18 protein-coding genes and 1 pseudogene are annotated in these 18,916 nt (G+C 55.8%); 5 read left to right on the forward strand and 14 right to left on the reverse strand.

Annotated features, from left to right (window positions below; translation table 11 throughout):
• Positions 1-7: 7 nt before the first annotated feature.
• From GOW40_RS14635 to GOW40_RS14690, 12 genes are all read right to left on the reverse strand, one after another.
• Positions 8-1,048, reverse strand: coding sequence for a PotD/PotF family extracellular solute-binding protein (locus GOW40_RS14635; protein WP_171131152.1), 1,041 nt, complete (start codon positions 1,046-1,048; stop codon positions 8-10).
• Positions 1,049-1,084: 36 nt separating this feature from the next.
• Positions 1,085-2,017 carry a PfkB family carbohydrate kinase gene (locus GOW40_RS14640; protein ID WP_171131154.1) on the reverse strand — a complete coding sequence of 311 codons (933 nt, stop codon included), beginning with the start codon at positions 2,015-2,017 and terminating at the stop codon, positions 1,085-1,087.
• Positions 2,014-3,048, reverse strand: a complete 1,035-nt coding sequence (locus tag GOW40_RS14645) for an ADP-ribosylglycohydrolase family protein (protein WP_171231069.1) — start codon at positions 3,046-3,048, stop codon at positions 2,014-2,016. Before GOW40_RS14645 ends, GOW40_RS14640 begins: the two co-directional genes overlap by 4 nt.
• Before the next feature lie 2 nt (positions 3,049-3,050).
• The gene (locus GOW40_RS14650; RefSeq protein WP_254444455.1) at positions 3,051-3,752 is read right to left on the reverse strand and encodes a GntR family transcriptional regulator; all 702 of its coding nucleotides are present in this window, start codon (positions 3,750-3,752) and stop codon (positions 3,051-3,053) included.
• Between the two features lie 626 nt (positions 3,753-4,378).
• A complete protein-coding gene (locus GOW40_RS14655) occupies positions 4,379-5,479 on the reverse strand; it encodes a M56 family metallopeptidase (protein ID WP_171131158.1) in 1,101 nt (366 codons plus the stop codon).
• Complete coding sequence (locus GOW40_RS14660; RefSeq protein ID WP_171097950.1) at positions 5,466-5,861, reverse strand: BlaI/MecI/CopY family transcriptional regulator; 396 nt, start codon at positions 5,859-5,861, stop codon at positions 5,466-5,468. The genes GOW40_RS14655 and GOW40_RS14660 overlap by 14 nt, the downstream gene beginning before the upstream one ends.
• A gap of 66 nt (positions 5,862-5,927) precedes the next feature.
• Positions 5,928-6,329, reverse strand: a complete 402-nt coding sequence (locus GOW40_RS14665) for a DUF2160 domain-containing protein (RefSeq protein WP_171131160.1) — start codon at positions 6,327-6,329, stop codon at positions 5,928-5,930.
• Between the two features lie 8 nt (positions 6,330-6,337).
• Complete coding sequence (locus tag GOW40_RS14670; RefSeq protein WP_170401963.1) at positions 6,338-7,135, reverse strand: carbohydrate ABC transporter permease; 798 nt, start codon at positions 7,133-7,135, stop codon at positions 6,338-6,340.
• Positions 7,132-7,995, reverse strand: a complete 864-nt coding sequence (locus GOW40_RS14675; RefSeq protein ID WP_170670891.1) for a carbohydrate ABC transporter permease — start codon at positions 7,993-7,995, stop codon at positions 7,132-7,134. The genes GOW40_RS14670 and GOW40_RS14675 overlap by 4 nt, the downstream gene beginning before the upstream one ends.
• Positions 7,992-9,068, reverse strand: coding sequence for an ABC transporter ATP-binding protein (locus tag GOW40_RS14680; RefSeq protein WP_171131162.1), 1,077 nt, complete (start codon positions 9,066-9,068; stop codon positions 7,992-7,994). The genes GOW40_RS14675 and GOW40_RS14680 overlap by 4 nt, the downstream gene beginning before the upstream one ends.
• A gap of 1 nt (position 9,069) precedes the next feature.
• Complete coding sequence (locus GOW40_RS14685; protein ID WP_171097944.1) at positions 9,070-10,119, reverse strand: ABC transporter ATP-binding protein; 1,050 nt, start codon at positions 10,117-10,119, stop codon at positions 9,070-9,072.
• An 81-nt stretch (positions 10,120-10,200) separates the two neighbouring features.
• Positions 10,201-11,940 (reverse strand): ABC transporter substrate-binding protein, encoded by a 1,740-nt coding sequence (locus GOW40_RS14690; RefSeq protein ID WP_171097942.1) that lies wholly within the window; start codon positions 11,938-11,940, stop codon positions 10,201-10,203.
• Between the two features lie 312 nt (positions 11,941-12,252).
• Between GOW40_RS14690 and GOW40_RS14695 the strand changes: the two are divergent.
• From GOW40_RS14695 to GOW40_RS14710, 4 genes and pseudogenes are all read left to right on the forward strand, one after another.
• Positions 12,253-12,669, forward strand: a pseudogene (locus GOW40_RS14695) (IS5 family transposase); the annotation flags it as partial.
• A 378-nt stretch (positions 12,670-13,047) separates the two neighbouring features.
• Positions 13,048-13,446 carry a MerR family transcriptional regulator gene (locus GOW40_RS14700; RefSeq protein ID WP_171131164.1) on the forward strand — a complete coding sequence of 133 codons (399 nt, stop codon included), beginning with the start codon at positions 13,048-13,050 and terminating at the stop codon, positions 13,444-13,446.
• A gap of 103 nt (positions 13,447-13,549) precedes the next feature.
• The gene (locus GOW40_RS14705) at positions 13,550-14,953 is read left to right on the forward strand and encodes a sensor histidine kinase (RefSeq protein WP_171131166.1); all 1,404 of its coding nucleotides are present in this window, start codon (positions 13,550-13,552) and stop codon (positions 14,951-14,953) included.
• Complete coding sequence (locus tag GOW40_RS14710) at positions 14,950-15,597, forward strand: response regulator transcription factor (protein WP_171131168.1); 648 nt, start codon at positions 14,950-14,952, stop codon at positions 15,595-15,597. The genes GOW40_RS14705 and GOW40_RS14710 overlap by 4 nt, the downstream gene beginning before the upstream one ends.
• Before the next feature lie 72 nt (positions 15,598-15,669).
• Here GOW40_RS14710 and GOW40_RS22060 read toward each other — a convergent pair whose 3' ends face one another.
• Positions 15,670-16,533, reverse strand: a complete 864-nt coding sequence (locus tag GOW40_RS22060) for a hypothetical protein (RefSeq protein WP_217352313.1) — start codon at positions 16,531-16,533, stop codon at positions 15,670-15,672.
• Between the two features lie 158 nt (positions 16,534-16,691).
• Positions 16,692-17,573, reverse strand: a complete 882-nt coding sequence (locus GOW40_RS14720) for a cation diffusion facilitator family transporter (protein WP_171131170.1) — start codon at positions 17,571-17,573, stop codon at positions 16,692-16,694.
• Between the two features lie 235 nt (positions 17,574-17,808).
• Between GOW40_RS14720 and GOW40_RS14725 the strand changes: the two genes are divergently transcribed.
• Complete coding sequence (locus GOW40_RS14725; protein WP_171131172.1) at positions 17,809-18,507, forward strand: hypothetical protein; 699 nt, start codon at positions 17,809-17,811, stop codon at positions 18,505-18,507.
• The last annotated feature ends 409 nt before the right edge of the window (positions 18,508-18,916 follow it).

Below are 18,916 nucleotides of genomic sequence, written 5' to 3' on the forward strand. Positions count from 1 at the left end.
TCAGGTCTTACTGCGCAGCTTTCAGCGCCTGCCACATCTCAAGATAGGCCTCGCGGTTCTCTTCCGAAACAGGCTCCATGAACTGGACCCGCGCAGCCACCTCTGGATCACCCAATACCTTGCGATTGAAGGCGTCCTCGGGCAGAGCTGCCGCTGCGGCAGCGTTGGCAGAAGCCGGTGCGCCATTCGCGTTCCATTCCGAGTAGAATGCCGGGTCGATCATCCAGTTGATGAAGGCATGGGCAGCGTCGACATTCTCTGACGAGGCTGGAACGGCCAGGCCGTCAAGCCAGCCGATTGCACCCTCATCGGGTACCACGAACTGCACCGGCAGGCCCGATGCAGCCGATCGCTCTGCGGAACCAGACCAATAGCTCGCCACGTCAAGTTCGCCCGCAGCCATGAACTGGTTCCAGTCGTTTTCCGAACCCCAGAAAGTGCGGATTTGCGGCATCAACGCACCGAGTTTGGCCTCGACCGCGTCCATGTCCTGGATGTCGTTGATGTTCTGGCCTGTCGCCAGCGCCGCCAATTGCACCGCCTCAACCGCGTCATCGCGGATCGACACACGCCCCTTATGGGCCTCATCCCACATAACGTTGATCGAGCTTGGCGTCTCGGAAATGGTTGAGGAGTTGATCGCGATCGAAGTCAGGCCCCAGGTCCACGGCACGCCATATAGTGAGCCGTCGACGTTCAGACTGTCATTGGCGGCAAAGTCCGGGGCCACATCGGCGAAATTCGCGACCTTCGAGGTGTCGATCGGTTGCAGCAAATCCTCGGCCAGCACGTCCGGGAAAAAGGCCGCGTTGATCAGCACCACGTCATAGGCGCCGGGGTTGGTCCTAAGCTTGGTGAGCATCTCCTGCTCCGAATTGAAATAGTCGTGGACGACGGTGTGGCCGGTCGCCTCGGTAAATGGAGCAAGCGCGAATTCCTGGTCCGTGCCATAGCCTTGCCAGTTCAAGACACGGATTTCGTCGGCCATCGCGCCCGAAGCGATCAGAACCAGCGCAGACGCTACAGCAGCCTGTTTTTTCATGTTCATGTCAGTCTCCCTTTCAATTTGGTTTTCCGTTGGTTTCTATCCCGCTTCTTTTAGGCGAAGCGTTTCCTCGATTGTGGTCAGGTTCGGCGCAGTTGCAGGCCCATGCCGCGTGGTCGAAATCGCGGCGGCGATATTAGCGTAGAGCGCGGCCTCGGCCGGGTCTTGTCCCCGTGCCAGGGCCGCGATGAAAGCGCCGATATGGGCATCCCCCGCGCCGTTGGTGTCTACCGCCACAACAGGGTGGCCTGGAACCCGCCGGTGGTGCCCGTCCCATGCCACGATAGAACCTTCACTTCCAAGACGAACCACGGCGCCACCGGCGCGACCCTCGGCCAGCCTTTGAGCGGCGTTCAACGGGTTGCGTTCGCTTGTCAAAACCGCGGCTTCGGCGGCATTCGCACTGACCCATGCCGCTCGGGACAGAACTGCTGCAATCGCTTCGGGTCGGACAGAAGCAATCAGCGGTCCGGGGTCAAATACGAGGTTTGGAATCTTCGGCTCAACCTCAATCCAGCGGGTCAAAGCCGGGCCGGAACCTTTGTAGTAGAGCGTATAGCCCGATATGAGGCTCCAATCGAATTCCGCCGTCGCTATGCGACGTAAGTCGGGCTCGGCAATATGTCCCTCGGCACCCTCAGCAGCAACGAATGTGCGCTCGCTCGCTTCGTCGATCATCACGGTGCAGCACCCCTGATCGCGCTCGCTATCGCGCGGGTGCAGGTATTCGATCCCTTCGGTGTCCAACGCGGCACGCACCATCTCACTCAGCGGACCGGTCCCCAAAGACCCGGCATAGATGACGGTGAGCCCCGACCGCTTGGCCGCCACCATGGCATTATACCCGCCACCGGGGGAAATATCGAAACCGTGCACGATGGTCTCGCTGCCCGGCCTTGGAACAGCCTCGACGCGGTAGATCAGATCTACAATCACACCATGAAGCTGCAGCAAGCGCGCGGGAGCACTCATGATACAACCTCCCTCGAATGGACGGGTGCGCGCCTACGCAAGGCAATTAATCCCTCCGATATGTCTTCGATTTCAAGGGCGTTCGCCGATTTCAGCCTTTCGAGATGCTCTTGCGGGAGTCCATCCATGCCACATCCCGACGCACACATTGCACAAGCCATCGCTCCGATCGTGTCGGTGTCATCGCCGATATTCGCCGCCAACAACCCCGCGCGCCAGACATCGCCCGCCGCCATGCGCATCAGGCCGAACGCAGCGGGGACAGCCTCGTGGCTGACCACCGAGGTGCCGACACTTTCGGCAAAGACATCCACCGGGACCCCCGCTCCCGCAAGTTTGACCGCATGCGCGATGCGCTCTGCCATGTCACCGATACCAGCCGTGTGGCCCCGTTTTTGTCCCAACTCGGCAGCTCTGATGGCGGTTTTGAAAGCAGCACTGTCACTGGCGCCCCAAACCCGCGCGCTGATGTAACCCGCCACAGCGGCCGCAGCGGCGATGGCCTCGCCAGTGTTGTGGGTCACGCGACATGTCTCTTCAACCGCAGCCACCAGAGCGTCGATATCCTCGGCCGGAACCATGATGCCCACAGGGGCGATGCGCATTGCCGCCCCGTTTGTTGTTCCCGACTTGCCCGCCTCTGCGGGGTTCGCTCCGTGGCGGATCGCCTCCAGTGCGGCTTTACTTGAAGGCCCGAGCAGATCCAAAAGGCCGCGCGCCTTAACCCCGGCTTCCCACTCAAGCAGGTCCTCTGTCCAACCTTTGGCGTCAAACGCACCCGGACAATCGATCAATCGGCGTGCCAAGAGAACGGTCTGCTCGGTGTCGTCGGTGACCTGGGCAGCATCAAGCCCGTCGGAAACCGGGTGGCCCGCGAATGGGGCCACGAACCCTTCTATGGTCCCATAGTTGCGGCGGATCTCTTCCCGCGTGAGGGTCTGTGACGGCATCCCGAGCGCGTCCCCCAAGGCCAGCCCGTAGAGCGTCGCCGCCGCCCGATCCCTCTCGATATCCTGACCTGCGGCGCTCATGGTCAAAACTCGAAGCTTAGGGCGAAGAGGTCAGGGTCCAGCAGGCTTTCGACGAACTCCACCACGCTGTTGTTCGCAGCGCGGCTAACCCTGCGAAGCTTCAGCATCGGCAGTCCGGGGTCGCAACCCAAAAGCGCCGCGTCCTCCTCGGACAAAGCGCGTTCCACACCAGCCCATTCACGCCCTCCAAGTGCAGTCAGGCCGCGTGATGTCAATGTCTCGGTAATCGAGCCTTCGACCAGGCCATGTTCGAGAACATTCGCAAACCCGTCGTGCCACGGGATACGGCTGCGTTCCAGCGATACGCCCCGCCCGGTTTCGACGCGGAACCGAATGCGGTCCACTTTCAGGCAATCACTGCCCAATGGCAGTTCGTGGCAATCAATCTCCATTGGGCCCCGCGACAAGGACAGGATACGGGATTGTAGCCTTGCGGCTTTTGCGGACAACGAAACCGACCATCCTGCCGCGCTGTCAATTACCTCTCCGTCATAGGTCACGAAAGATCCGCTGCCGACCCGCGTCGAGATCAGCCCCTTCTCGACGAGCAGAGCAAGGCTCTTGCGGATCGTATTGCGGCTCACCGAAAACCGGGAAACCAGCGCGGCTTCACTGGCCAGAGCATCCCCAAAGGCAATCCGCCCAGCACGGATATCTGCCTCGATGGTAGCAGCGATCCGCTCGAATTTCGCGAGATGGGCCATCTGTTCTAAGTTCCTCATCTAATAAGGAACAGGTTAGTACAGATATTTTGATGGTGTCAACATGGCCTGGTTTTTCGGACGCGCTTGATAGCTATTACCGCTCCCTCAAAGCTCGGCTATTTCCACCAACCGGTCATTGCCCAGAGGAAAAGGCCGACAAAGCCACGGAGAATAGGATTGCGAATAGGAATACCTCTGGGCATCTGTCGTAACGGGCTGCCACACGCTGGCTATCCCATCAGCACCTGCGCAAAGATGCCCTTATCGTTCCATCACGTCCAACGATCATCGAGCGTTTACGGGGTTTTCGCGGTTTTACAGAGGCCAAGATCCCGTTCAACTAAGTTGACCGTATTCCTTTGGTGTTTCAGGCCAGCGTGAGCCATCGGGGCTGCAAAAGACAATCTCGTAGAGAACCTGTTTTTCATCAACGCGAGGCGTGCCGTGGGACTTGGAAACAAAGCTCTAGAGGCGCGAACTGCGCGTCGCTCAACTAGGAAGGATCAGACAGTTCCCGCTCTCGTTGTTGAGACGTGAACCATCCCCATTTGCAGCAATCGATGGGCCCTGAGCCTTGCAAAAACGGCAAGTAAAACCCTCAGCCCGCAACGGACGTAAATTACAGCTTATTCACTGCCCTGATTCCGAGCTTCCAGCCGTTCCAAGTTTACGACCGTCGAAAGCATAATACGATCATGGCTCCAGTTTTGAGTTTGACGAACCGAGGCCGAGCCAATTGCAAGCACAACGACCAGGGAAAGTGTTAGGCCAAAGAAGATAGCTGACAATTGGGTTGTCTTCACTGGCGCGTCGGTCAAGGCAATCACACGCTGACGCAGAACACGCTTTGCTTTCGGCCCATTAACCAGGGCCACATGAAGAATACGCGGGACTTTCAGGTTAACCGATCGTGCGCAGTAGTCCAGCAAACAGGCCGTATAGTCGGTCGCCTCAATCCCTTTGCGCGAGACGACGGACTGATCGCATGCCAATTCGCGAAGCCGATCAAACTGATGCTTTATGGCCAGATAGGCCGGGTTCCAAAACAGCAGCGGGCGCAAAAGCTCGAAACCCAGCTCCCATTCCACGTCGAGTGCGCGGATATGCTGGAATTCATGTGCCAGAGCAAAGCGCAAATCGCGTGGCGAGTTCAGCAGATGGCTGGGCAAAACGACGTGACGGCGACGCAGGCCGCGTACAGCAAAGGGCACGGTCACGCGATCTGAAAGACGAATGTCCACTTTAGCCGATTGTCGCCATAGAAAGCTGGTCCGGACGGCCTTGCGAATTGCAAGCGCGTTCAGCGCAACCCGAATTGCCAGAACAGCCGCCAGCAAAGCAAGTACGCTCAACGCGAAAACCACAAAGGCAGAGCCGCCTGACAGGACATGATCAACCCAACGTTCGCGTGTGTTCAGAAGGGTTTCAAACTGCGCAGCCGGCATGGCGATTTCGCCGCGCAGATAGGCCGCCACTGCGATATCCCCCAGCGCGACAGCGCGTTCTGGCCACACCTGACTGACAAAGCTTGAAACACCCATCGCCAAGACCGGGCTGAGCATAACGCCGATGCAAAGTATCTTGAGCGAACGAAGCTGAGCAACAAAGCCGTACCGCATTGGCGTAAGCGACAATGTCCCACGCACTGCCAGCCAGATCAGCGCCGAAAATCCAAGCACAACGTTGAACTCAAGAAACGCATCGAGAACCGGTTTAACCGCTGTCATTTTGCAGTCTCCTCTCTACCAGTGCTCGAATTTCCTCCAAGTCATCTTCTGTCAGCCCTTCATCGTCTACCAGCCTAGCAACCAGTGTTGCGGGTGTATCGTCAAACAGGGTCCGGGAAAGATTCTGCAGCGACCGCGACTGGTACCTGTCTTTTTCCAGTAGCGGTCGGTAGGTCAGCGACTTGCCGTTCTTTTCGCTTTCGACGAACCCTTTTTCATCAAGGATCCGCAGAATGGTCGCGCCGGATGTGTAGGCGAGATTGCGATCAGGTGGCAGGCGATCAAGGACATCGCGGACCGAGCCCTGACCCAGTGCCCAGAGCTCGTTCATGAACTCCAGTTCCACTTCGGTCAGTAGATTGGATGTCTTTTTCTTTCGCATCGGTCCAAGTGTCGCCATTTCTTAGTATGCCTGCCAGACAAGCATCCTTTCATCATTTCTCAAAGCCTAAACTTTCCAGAAAACGAAAATGCCCCAGCCGATTGACAGGAAAAGCGGGGTCCAGACCGGTTGTCCAACCAATCCAAGCCAGGCGAGGAAAATGTACGCCGATCCCAGCAGCGTGATAAACAGACGATCCCCAAGCGTGGTCGTCAAACCCAGAACTCCGCGCCGTTCTATCCCGTCACGGAACTTGAAGCCCTCAAGCAAGCCGATCAGAGCTATGGCCGAGAAAATCCCGACAAATAGCGCCAGTGTTGCCGGAGTCCAGGCCATCCAGAAATCAGGCCACAACGGATCGGTCCAAGAGAAACCTTTTTCTTCTTGCTGGCCGACATTACCCCAACCGGCCTGTTGGGCAAATGCGGCAGTGGGGAGAAAAGGCAGGATGAGAAGACGTTTACGCATTTCGAACCTCACACACGTCCCATCGCGAAACCGCGCGCGATGTAGTTGCGGACAAACCAGATGACGATGGCGCCGGGAATGATGGTCAGGGTGCCGGCTGCGGCCAGCAGGCCCAGTTCATACCCTGCACTGGACGCGGTCCGGGTCATCACAGCGGCGATGGGTTTGGCTTCAACTGCGGTCAGCGTCTTGGCCAGCAGCATTTCCACCCATGAGAACATGAAACAGAAGAAGGCCGCCACACCCACACCCGCCTTGATGTTGGGCAGGAAGATTGTGACAAAGAAACGTGGGAATGAATAACCGTCGACATAGGCCGTCTCATCCAGTTCCTTCGGGATACCGCGCATGAAGCCTTCGAGAATCCACACCGCCAGCGGCACGTTGAACAGCGTATGTGCCAGCGCCACGGCCAGATAGGTGTCGAACAGGTGAATCGACGAGTAGAGCTGAAAGAACGGCAGCGCGAACACGGCTGCAGGGGCCATCCGATTGGTCAACAGCCAGAAGAACAACTGCTTGTCACCCAGGAACCGATAGCGCGAGAATGCATAGGCAGCAGGCAGGGCAACACAGACCGAAAGCACCGTGTTGATCGTCACATAGATGATCGAGTTGATATAACCCCAGTACCACGTCGGGTCGGTGAAGATCGTGACATAGTTCTCCAGCGTGAATGTCTGGGGGAACAGGGAAAAGCCCGACAGGATCTCGTTCGTGGTCTTGAAAGACATCGCCACCAGCCAATAAATCGGCAACATCAGGAACGCGATATAGAGGATCGGGATAAGAGACCGCTTCTTCATTGCGCGTCATCCTTTGTCATCAGAGTGTAAAAGACCCAACTGACCAGCAGCGTGATTGCGAAATAGATCAGGCTCATCGCCGCCGCAGGGCCAAGGTCGAACTGTCCCAGCGCGATCTTCACAAGGTCAATCGACAGCAGGGTGGTCGAATTTCCGGGGCCACCGCCGGTCAGAACGAAGGGCTCGGTATAGATGTTGAAACTGTCCATAAATCGCAGCAGGACAGCGATGGTAAGAACCGTTTTCATCTTGGGCAGCTGAATGTAACGGAACACCGACCAGGGGCTTGCACCATCGATCTTGGCCGCCTGGTAGTAGGCGTCCGGGATCGACACGAGCCCTGCATAGCACAGCAGTACCACCAAAGAGGTCCAGTGCCACACATCCATGACGATAACCGTGATCCAGGCCGACAGCGGCTGTTGGGTCATGTCATAGTTGATGCCAAGAACGTCATTCAGGAAATAGCCCATCAATCCGATTTTGGGCAGGGTGAAGATGTTCCACATCGAACCGACCACGTTCCATGGGATGAGCATCGGCAAGGCCATCAGCACCAGACATACAGGCACCCAAAACCCTTTGCGTGGCATCGACAGAGCCACGATAATACCCAAGGGCACCTCGATCAGCAGGATCAGGAAGGTAAAGAGGAACTGCCGACCGAGGGCCGCTTGGAAACGGTCCGAGCGCAGGATTTGCTCGAACCAGCCCAACCCTTCCCAGAAGAATTGGTTATTGCCGAAGGTTTCCTGCACCGAGTAGTTGACCACCGTCATCATCGGCACCAACGCGTTGAAAGCGACAAGCGCCAGAACCGGCAGGACAAAGAACCAGGCTTTTTGGTTTTCCGTTCTCATTGCGCCCGCTCCTCGGTTGCGATCCAGCCGTCGCGGTAGACGCGCGATTGTTCGGCTTTGAAATTCAGATAGACATGCGATCCGGGGTCGGGCGCGTTGTGTTCAGCGACAGCTTTCACTGCGGTATTGCCGACCATTGCGCTGACCACGAAATGCCGGCCAACATCCGACACTTTGGTGACATGTGCCGGAATGCCGGTCTCGCCAAAACTGATGTATTCCGGGCGGATACCCAGATCCGTGCGGCCGCCTTCGCCGTTGGTCGTACCCTCCAGCAGCACCTCGTGACCTTCAAAAATTGCACGGTCACCTTTGGCTTCGCACGGTAGGACGTTCATGCCAGGTGAGCCGATGAAATGGCCAACGAATGTGTGTTGAGGACGCTCGAACAAGTCCACCGGCGTGCCGATCTGGACCACTTCACCTTCCTGCATCACCACGACTTCATCGGCAAAGGTCAGAGCCTCGGTCTGGTCGTGGGTCACATAGATCATCGTGGCTTTGACGCGCTGGTGCAGTTCTTTCAGCTTGGACCGCAGCTTCCATTTCAGATGCGGATCGATCACGGTCAGCGGTTCGTCGAACATGACCGCGTTCACGTCGTCGCGCACCAACCCGCGCCCCATTGAAATCTTCTGTTTGTTGTCCGGGCTGAGGCCGCTGGCACGGGTGTTCAGCATATCCGTGACATCAAGCATCTCGGCAATCTCATCGACGCGGCGCTTGATCGTGGCCGCGTCTACGCCCCGGTTCTTGAGCGGAAACGCCAGGTTCTCGCCCACGGTCATCGTATCGTAGATCACGGGGAACTGGAAAACCTGCGCGATGTTGCGCTGATCCGGAGGGAGTGCGGTTACATCCTGGTCATCAAATAGTATCCGACCTTCAGAGGGGGTTAGAAGGCCGGATATGATGTTCAGCAGCGTAGACTTGCCGCAGCCCGACGGCCCGAGCAGAGCATAGGCCCCTCCGTCGCGCCAGGTCACATCAATTTCCTTCAGCGCATAGTCCTCGGGACCTTTCGGCGCGGGCATATAGCTGTGTCGCAGGTTGGAAAGCTTGATTTGTGCCATCTTAGGCCACCCTTTTGCCGTCTTGGCCGAAATACCGGCAATGGGCCGGGTTCATGTAGAAACTGTGATCCTCGCCCACCTGATAAGGATGCACACCGGCAGCCAAAGACACCCAGTCATCCGCCCCATGCCGAAAATGCGCGCTTGAATCTGAACCAGACAGCTCGGTCACGATAACACGGCCCGTCAGTTCGACATCAGCATCCGAAGCGCGAAACGGTGTCACTCGGTGCGGACGCACTGCCACCATGTATTCACCGTCAGCCATATCCGAGACAGACCAACCGCCACCGCCTTCCAGTTGAGCTTGCGCACCTGAAACGGTGATCCGGGCCACATTGATTGGCGGGTCCGAGAAGACGCGGGCGGCAGCCAGATTATCAGGATTGCGGTAGATATCCGCAGTCGGGCCAAATTGGGTAACGCGGCCGTCTTCCATCAGGGCAGTGTGACCACCCAGAAGCAGCGCTTCTTCAGGTTCCGAGGTGGCATATACCACCACCGCACCGCGCCCGGCGAACAGGTCCGGCAGTTGCTCACGCAATTCCTCGCGCAGCTTGTAGTCGAGGTTCGCCAAAGGTTCGTCGAGGAAAACGGCACGGCTTTCTTTGGCAATCGCGCGGGCCAACGCGGTCCGCTGTTGTTGACCACCGGACAATTCATGCGGACGGCGGTTTAGCATCGGGCGCAATTGCAGCAGGTCGGCCGCCTCTTCGACACGACCTTCGATTTCGGATTTTGCCATCCCCGCAACGCGCAGGGGCGAGGCGATATTATCGAAAACGGTCATATGCGGATAGTTCACAAAGAATTGGTGAACCAGGCTGATTTGCCGCTTCTGCGTGTTCAGCTTTGTGACGTCCTGCCCATCCATCAGGACCTTGCCCGAGGCCATTGGATCCAGCCCGGCCATCATCTTGATCAGCGAGGTCTTTCCCGATCCTGTAGCGCCCAACAATACGTTGAAATGGCCAGTCTGAAGCGTCAGAGAAGTCGGTTTGATATGGATGACGTTGCCAACCCGTTTGGTCGCGTCTTGAAGTTCAATCATGTCCGTGAATTCCGATCCCGCAGCGCAATCACGCTGTCTTGGTGTGGGGATGCCGCGAACGGCACCCCCGGTTGCTTTGGTTTACTGAGACTGCCAGCGCGCAACCAGTTCGTCATAGTTGACGGTCTGACCTTGCGGCTTTTCGTTCTCAAGCTTGGCCTTTGGCGAACCTGGCTTTTCCAACCAGAAGGCAGCGTCCTGTGGCTCGTTCAAGCGCGGACCACAGCCACCGTAGACACCGGCGCTTTCATCCGCGGCCTGCATCCGGGCCATGGTGATGTCCATCTCTTCTGCCAGACGGTCCATCGCCTCTTGCGGGGTGAATGCGCCCGAGTTCACGTCACCGATCTGCTGCCACCAGATCTGGGCCAGCTTCGGATAGTCCGGCACGTTGATGCCGGTCGGCGACCATGCCACGCGATCAGGCGAGCGGTAGAACTCGACCAGACCACCCAGCTTGGGCGCGCGCTCGGTGAACGACTCGTGGTTGACCGAGCTGTCGCGGATGAAGGTCAGACCCACATGGGACTTCTTCACGTCGACAGTCTTGGAGGTCACGAACTGAGCATAGAGCCACGCAGCCTGAGCACGATCTTCCGGGGTCGATTTCAGGAAGGTCCACGACCCCACGTCCTGATAGCCAACTTTTTGGCCTTCTTCCCAGTAGGGGCCATGTGGGCTGGGCGCCATCCGCCATAGCGGCGTGCCTTCGTCGTCAACAGTGTTGTTGCCTTCAGACTTCGGCTTTACCATGTCGGCGGTGAAGGCCGTGTACCAGAAGATCTGCTGGGCCACGTTGCCCTGGCTCAGCGCCGGTAGCGACTGATAGAAGTCATACGACGCCGCACCCGGAGGCGCATAGTTCCGCAACCACTCGTCCCATTTGCGGATCGCATAGACCGCAGCCGGACCGTTGGCGGCACCACCGCGCGAGACAGATGCCCCGACAGGGTTACAGGTGCCCGCTTCCATGCGGATGCCCCATTCGTCGACCGGAACACCATTCGGCTCGCCGACGTCACCGGCACCAGCCATAGACAGCCAGGCATCGGTCATACGCCACCCCAGGTCGGGTGCGCGCTTGCCATAGTCCATGTGGCCATAGATCGCGACACCGTCGACTTCTTTCACGTCATTGGTGAAGAACTCGGCGATGTCTTCATAGGCCGACCAGTTGACCGGAACGCCTAGGTCATAGCCGTATTTCGCCTTGAACGCGGCCTTGTTGTCTTCATCGTCGAACCAGTCCTTCCGGAACCAATAAAGGTTCGCGAACTGCTGATCAGGCAATTGGTACAGTTTGCCATCCGGACCTGTCGTGAACTGAATGCCCATAAAATCATCCAGATCCAAGGTTGGCGAGGTTGTCGCCGCCCAGCTGCCTTCCATCATATCGGTCAGCGGATAGGCCAGTTGCAGTCGCGAGTGCGTACCGATCAGGTCACTGTCATTGACGTAGCCGTCATAGAGGTTCCGGCCGGTTTGCATCTGCGTTTGAACGGCTTGAACCACTTCGCCTTCACCGAGGATCTGGTGATTGACCTTAATCCCTGTGATTTCCTCGAACGCCTTGGTCAGAACCTCGGATTCGTAGGAATGCGTCGGAATACCCTCGGACAGGACGTTGATTTCCATGCCCGAATACGGTTGTGCAGCTTCGATAAACCACTTCATTTCGGACAATTGCTCGTCCTTCGACAAGGTCGAAGGCTGGAATTCGTCGTCAATCCAACGTTGTGCTGCGGCTTCGTCGGCCCAAGCAGGACCGTGCCCCGCAATGACGGCCGCTGCCGCCACTGCGGAAAGTAGATGTCTCCGCATCTGTCTCCTCCCAAAGATAATGTGATCCGGCGCACACCGGATGACAAACAGCATCGGTGATATTCGGCGCCGCTGTCAAACTAAAATTTTAGTAATAGAGAGTTTTCGGTTTATGGCATTGTTTTTATTTACTAATTTATTACCGCTGGAATGCTAGAATTTGAATATACGTTCAAACATCGGCTGTCCGTTGGAGCTCAAAGCATCGCGAAATGGTTCGTTCAAAGTTGACTCAACATCAGCCGTTCCAACGCAATTTAGGTGAAAGACAACGCTGAACGTCGGCCAATTTCAAAGCTCAACTAGCATAGACGTCTGATAGGGCGTACCAAGGGCGGCGTGAACACAAAGTTGCATGCAGTTTGTGACAGTCGGGGACGCCCTTTGAATCTGTTTGTCACTGCCGGTCAGGTCAGCGACTACATTGGTGCGAAGGCCTTGATCAGCAGTCTGCCAAGTTTCGAATGGTTGCTGGGTGACCGCGGCTATGATGCCGATTGGATCAGAGAAGCGTTGAAAGACAGAGGGATACGCGCGTGCATCCCAGGCCGCAAACAGCGCATGACAGCTGTTCGATACGACAAGCGCCGCTACAAACGCCGCAATCGGATAGAGATTATGTTTGGCAGATTGAAGGACTGGCGTCGTGTGGCGACGCGGTACGACAGGTGCCCCAACGTATTCCTCTCAGCAATCGCTCTCGCCGCTTTGGTCATCTATTGGCTATGAGTCCTGAGCCTAGAGAAGTAACCTTCACTAACCTGAGACAAGAGAAGCAGTACTCCCGTCACGAGAGGATTCAAAACATAGCTGCGCCTTTCAAAAGCTTCTTTTGATACACTGACGAAAGGGGCGTTTTGGTCAGATATCCCATATAAACAAAACCATCGTGAGAGTTGTCACCCGTTGTATCAACGGAGGCCCACCCTGTAAGCGCACGTATGCTGTTACTACTGGTGTTTATCAGCGCTGCGCTGGAACGCCCATGAGGGTCACATATTTTTTCATCTTTCGCTCCCTGGGTAGGCGATTTGATTGAGTTGAGGCGCCGGCATTCAGTACGTATAACTCCTGTAGTAACTACAGGATCAAGTGGAGGCACTTCACATGATTGCGATAGGTGAGGCTTCCCGGCAATCCGGGGTCGGCATAGAAACCATCCGCTACTATGAACGCGAAGGTATCGTACCAAGACCCGCACGAGCTCCGAATAATCGTCGCCTCTATTCAGCGAGCGATGTTGGAAGACTTCGATTTTTGAAGAAATGCCGCGACCTGGGGTTTTCTCTCTCAGACGCAAAGGCGCTTTTGGAGCTGTCAGAAGGAAGTGCCGAAGACTGCCGGTCAGTGAAAGAGCTGGCCGAGGCACACATTGCCAGCGTTCGAAGCAAAATTGATGAGCTCAGACGCCTGGAGCAAGCTTTGAGTGAGCTTACAGCCAACTGTGATAGCGGAAACGTTCAATGCCCGATGCTGCAAAGACTGAGAACGATGGATGATATCTGACTCTGGCCACTATGGGGAAGCTCAGGATCTGAGATTTAGCCAGATCACGTCAGACCAAGGTCTGTGGTGCGATAACAGATTGTAGTTCATAGTCGATTTCACGATGAGAGAGAAAGTAACTGACCTGACGATTGGCAATTGGTCGTTGTCGCGAGTCTTTCTTGCGGCCTGCATTTTAGTGATGGGTATTGCTACCGCAATCGTCGGGGTTTGGGTGTCAAATCGAATCCAGAACGCAGTCGTACAAAACTCCGCCAACTCTGCCGCGCTATATATGGAAAGCGTAGTATCCCCGCTCAGTCAGGAATTGGCACATGGCGACCGCCTTTCAGACCAGGCGAGCCTGGCGTTGGACGAGATCTTCATGACCCAGCCAATGCGTGACCGTATCGTTTCCTACAAATTCTGGAAGCAAGGCGGTGTGATTGCGCATGCCTCGGATACAGACATCATTGGAAATCGTTTCAACCCAACGGATGATCTAAGGCGGGCGTGGAACGGTGACATATCCGGCTCTTTCGAAGAGCTTGATCATGCCGAGAGCGCCGCCGAGGCGGCATTGGGGATACCACTGCTTGAAGTTTACAGCCCCATCCGCGAACTCTGGTCCGGCGAAATCATCGCAGTTGCGGAGTTCTACGAAAGAGCTGATCAGCTTGAGTTAGACTTGGCCAAGGCCAGGCGAACAAGTTGGTTGGTCGTCGGTTCCGCATTTCTGGCAAGTACTATTGTTCTGTATTCCATCGTCGCAATCGGTGACAAAACAATTCGACGACAGGGAGCTCTTCTCAAACAGCGCCTGACAGAAAGTGAGAGGATGGCCGAGCAGAATGCCCGTCTGCGCTCGCGTGTGGTCGAGGCGTCAGAAAGACATGCCACGCAAACAGATCGATTTCTCAAGAAGCTTGGTGCCGAGCTACATGACGGTCCTGCGCAATACCTGTCGCTCGCCGCCCTTAGACTGGAGGCGGCGTTTTCCAAAGAGTCCGAAAGACCTAAAGAGGCAGAGGAAATTCAACAGTCTTTGCAAAAGTCTCTGGCTGAAATTCGTGCAATATCGCGAGGGCTGTCCGCGCCAGATATCGACAGCCTTTCACTCGTCGATGTTGTGAAGAGAGCCGTAGAGGATCACGCCGAACACAGCCCGTTGCGACCGGATATTTCATTCTTGGGTGGCCAGGCTCCAGTATTGTCATTGTCCGACAAGCTGTGCGTTTTTCGGTTCCTTCAGGAGACGCTTTCCAATGCCGCGAGGTATGCTCCAGCATCCAACTGCACGGTTATCTCTGAGGCACAGAACGACCGCATAGTTGTAAAGGTCAAAGACGACGGACCTGGATTTGACAGGTCAGAAGAAACCGCGTTGCGAGACGATGGTGGCCAGGGGCTTATGGGCTTGCGAGATCGGGTCGAGAGTATTGGTGGCCGGTTCGAAGTCGCATCGAGACCTGGCGAAGGCACCACCATTGCTATGACACTCTTTCCCAGAAAGTTAGGCACATCATGACTACATCTGTCGTAATAGCTGATGATCACCCGATATTCAGGGATGGTTTGCGACGCACGTTAGATGAAGCTGATGGTTTTGAAGTTTTGGCCGCTGGGTCCAACGCTGACGAGGCAGTATCGCTGGTCGGCACGTATCAGCCGGACATAGCCATTCTTGACCTCTCTATGCCCGGTGGCGGGATAAGCGCGACACGTAAAATTGCGGCAATGGAAAATCCACCCAGCATTGCAATCTTGACGGTCTCAGAGAACAGCAGCGATGTCGCGGACGCCTTGGAGGCGGGCGCAATTGGGTACATTGTGAAGGGAGTAACCGCGAGCGAACTAACCGCTTCCTTACGCAGCATCGCTGCGGGTGAAGGGTTCGTTTCTCCGGGCTTGGCTTCGCGGGTATTGCTTCAAATCAACGCTGACAGCGGCATGTCTGTTAACAGCGGCATTCTCGATGACCTTACGCATCGTGAGGAAGAAATACTTCGACGTGTGGCCAAAGGATTGAGTAATCGTGAAATCGCTGACGAGTTAGACCTCCAGGAAAAAACCGTGAAGCACTACATGACGGCAATCCTGTCCAAGCTTCATGCGCGAAATCGGGTAGAAGCCGCGCTTATTGCACATGATGTTTGGAACAATGGAGATTAGCTGCGGTCTCTTTGACGACGATGACGGCCTCTCGTTAAGAGAAGCCGCCAACGATTATCGACTAGTTGCTGTTCAGTTGGCAACCGACTGCAACCTCCGGCGATCAGAGGCCGTCGCGGTTCTTTCAACAACAGTCCGGTTGTACGGGTCTTTCAACTCGTAGCGCCCAAACTCGATCTCCTCTTTCCAACCATTGGCATAGTTCACTTCGATATTGTTGCCTTGGCGTTCGATTTTCGTGGGCCGACTTCCAGTAGTGCCGCCTTGCCCAGCAGAACGCACGCTGTCGATTGAGATACCATTCGCCAAAGACCGAAGCCTTGAGACGTCCGCACCGGTCGCAGGGCGCTCCTCAACAGTTCGGTTTTGAGCGTTCTTTCTCTCATACCGCCCGTTTTCGATCTCCTCCTTGGTTCCGTCGGCGTAACGCACTTCAATCCCGTTAGCGTTTGTTTCGACCTTTGTTATCCCGGCCGAACCCGACGGCTTGCCCCCTGCTTGAGACCGATCCTTCTTTCCGCTGCCTCTATTGGAGCGTTTCGAGTCATCATCGTCATCGTCATCGTCATCGTCATCATCGTCGTCGCGACCACTTTTGCCTGATCCTGAATTGTCGTCACGATCATCATCTCGGTCGTCGTCGCGATCATCGTCTCTATCGTCATCACGATCATCGTCCCGGTCACCACCACGGCCGCTATTACCCGACCCCGAGTTGTCGTCGCGGTCATCATCTCTGTCGTCGTCACGATCATCATCCCGATCATCGTCGCGACCATCCCCGTCTTTCCCCTTGCCGCTCTTGGCAAAGGCATATGACGGTTCAAACTGTAGGCGACCATCGGCATCAAACGCTGGCACATAAGGCGTCGCCGCAATCAACGAAGCCAACGCCGCTGTACTAAGAAGTTGACCCAGCTTTCTTTGAATTTTCATTTTCGCCTCCAATTCTGATCATCACGCGTCGTGACATTGAAGACAGGTTACGTCTGGATCGGCTTTCCCACATCGGGCTTAGGTCTGACGAATTTCAAGCCGAACGTCTTAGTCTGATCAGTCAATCCAAGCGAGTTTCGCTGAGCCATGTGACCAGTTCAGTGGGAACTAACCCCGTCACCCTTCAACTCGTCATCAGGTTCGAGGTGAATGACAAAGACCGAACCCGGATACAAACGATCCAATTCGTCCTCGATGTCATTGCAAATATCATGCGCCGCGCTGACTGGCATTCTGCCGTCCACAACAAGATGGAACTCCACGAAGATGACATTTGCGGATCTGCGCCCTTTGAGGTCGTGGTACTCTAAGGCCGCGCCGAGATTTGCTTCGATTGCGTTGGAAACAGTCTGCAAGTCATGATCCGAAAGGGTCACATCCATTAGGCCATCGACAGACGCCCGAATAACTTTCCAGCCCTCCCACAAGATGTTCAGCGCAACAAGAATTGCCAGGATCGGGTCGAGGATCAGCCAGCCGGTGGCAAGCGCCAGTAGCAGACCTGCGATAACACCAACTGAAGTCATGACATCTGTAAAAATGTGCCGGGAGCTTGCCTCCAATGCAGGCGAACCCTCGCGCCTGCCGATTTTGAGCAATAGGTAAGCCCATGCGCCATTCACACCCGTTGCAATAACATTGACGACGATTCCAAGCAGCGGTGCATCCTCAAGATGCGGGTTTGGGAGCGCCAGCACAGCTTCTCTGATGATCAAGAACGCAGCCAGCACAATCAGTACGCCCTCGACGACGGCAGAAAGATACTCGGCTTTTTTGTGACCAAAGGGGTGGTTTTCATCAGGGGGTTTATTGGCAACCCGAACTGCGAAGTATGCCAGCAACGCCGCAACGACATTCACGGTAGATTCCATTGCGTCCGACAGCAATGCCACCGAGCCTGTCAGCCACCAAGCCAACAGTTTTAGAGCCAGTACCGCAATGGATATCGGAATGGACCAAAGAGCGATTTTTTGTGTCATTCCGTCACGACCCTTAGTCAATCGTTACAAATGATCCTGGGAACAGGTGAGCGCCCGTACTTAACACGCAAGACAGGAGTTGGGTAACAATGAATAGGGCCACAGGGTCGGTCATGCACGACCGGCTGTAGTGAATGGCTCCAGCACCATAGTGTCATACATCCGTTACTTGGATGGACCTGATGGTTACATAGAGCTAGCATCTGTGATCAAAACAGCACGAAGGGAGACACACATGTCGAAGTTCACCAACAGAAAAACTGCTCATGGGGTTGTTGCACTCGTAATCTGCTGTATCGCTGCGACTGCACACGCGCAATCGGCAGGCGAGGAGATGTCGTTTTTCATCACTAGTGTGGGCAAGGGGGACGGTGCAAATCTAGGCGGCCTCGAAGGCGCCGATGCTCATTGCAATGCGCTTGCCTCCGCGAAGGGTTCTACCAAGACTTTTGCGGCCTATCTGAGCACCTCAATGTCCATTGATCGCAGCACCGACCCGATGACAATCACCAATGGCGTTTCTGCTCGCGACCGGATCGGATCGGGTCCGTGGTACAATGCCAACGGAGAGCTCATCGCCAACAACGTTGAGGACCTGCACAGCAACAGCGTGAACATTAATCTACAGACCGCGCTCGACGAAAATGGTAACCCTGTCAATGGGCGTGGCAGTCAGCCAAACAAACACGACATTCTGACCGGCTCCGATTCCGCGGGATACTTCTCGACGGCAGGAGGCGACACAACATGCAGTAACTGGACTTCGAATAGTGAAGATGGATCTGCGATTGTCGGGCACCATGATCGTGTAGGTCTCAACGATGCTCGAAACATGATATCCTGGAACTCATCGCACGGCTCGCGCGGTTGCGGAGAGGAACATCTGCCACGTTCAGGCGGGGCAGGTCTGTTTTATTGCTTTGCAACGGACTAATCGGGCAGCATTGGTACGCGTGACGCCCGCATTGAACCTGACATTACCAAGTCAGTTTGGGGGATCGCGTTTTGGAAGCGGTTTTTGGGCGGAAATAGTCTAAATGCCGCTTCGTTGCGAGTTTACTAAATTGCAATGCTTGGGTGAGAAGGTTCAGTTTGGGCTGCTTCAAGTCACTTATGTGCAAGTCAGCGAAAGGCGCATCCGAGGAGGATACTGGACATTGCAATGTTGGCCGGTTCCCGAAAGTCGACATTGCCGTGGTCGACACTGAACCCAAAGGTGTCCATGTTGCATTGTGAATTAGCGGCAGCGACAAATCAGGGTGCAGTCGTCAACGTTTTGAGGAGCGCATCGAATTGACCCTGCGACGTGCTGATGTCAAGCGGCGAACGTAGCCATACTGCGA

Source organism: Ruegeria sp. HKCCA6707 (assembly GCF_013033515.1).
Classification (GTDB): Bacteria; Pseudomonadota; Alphaproteobacteria; order Rhodobacterales; family Rhodobacteraceae; genus Ruegeria.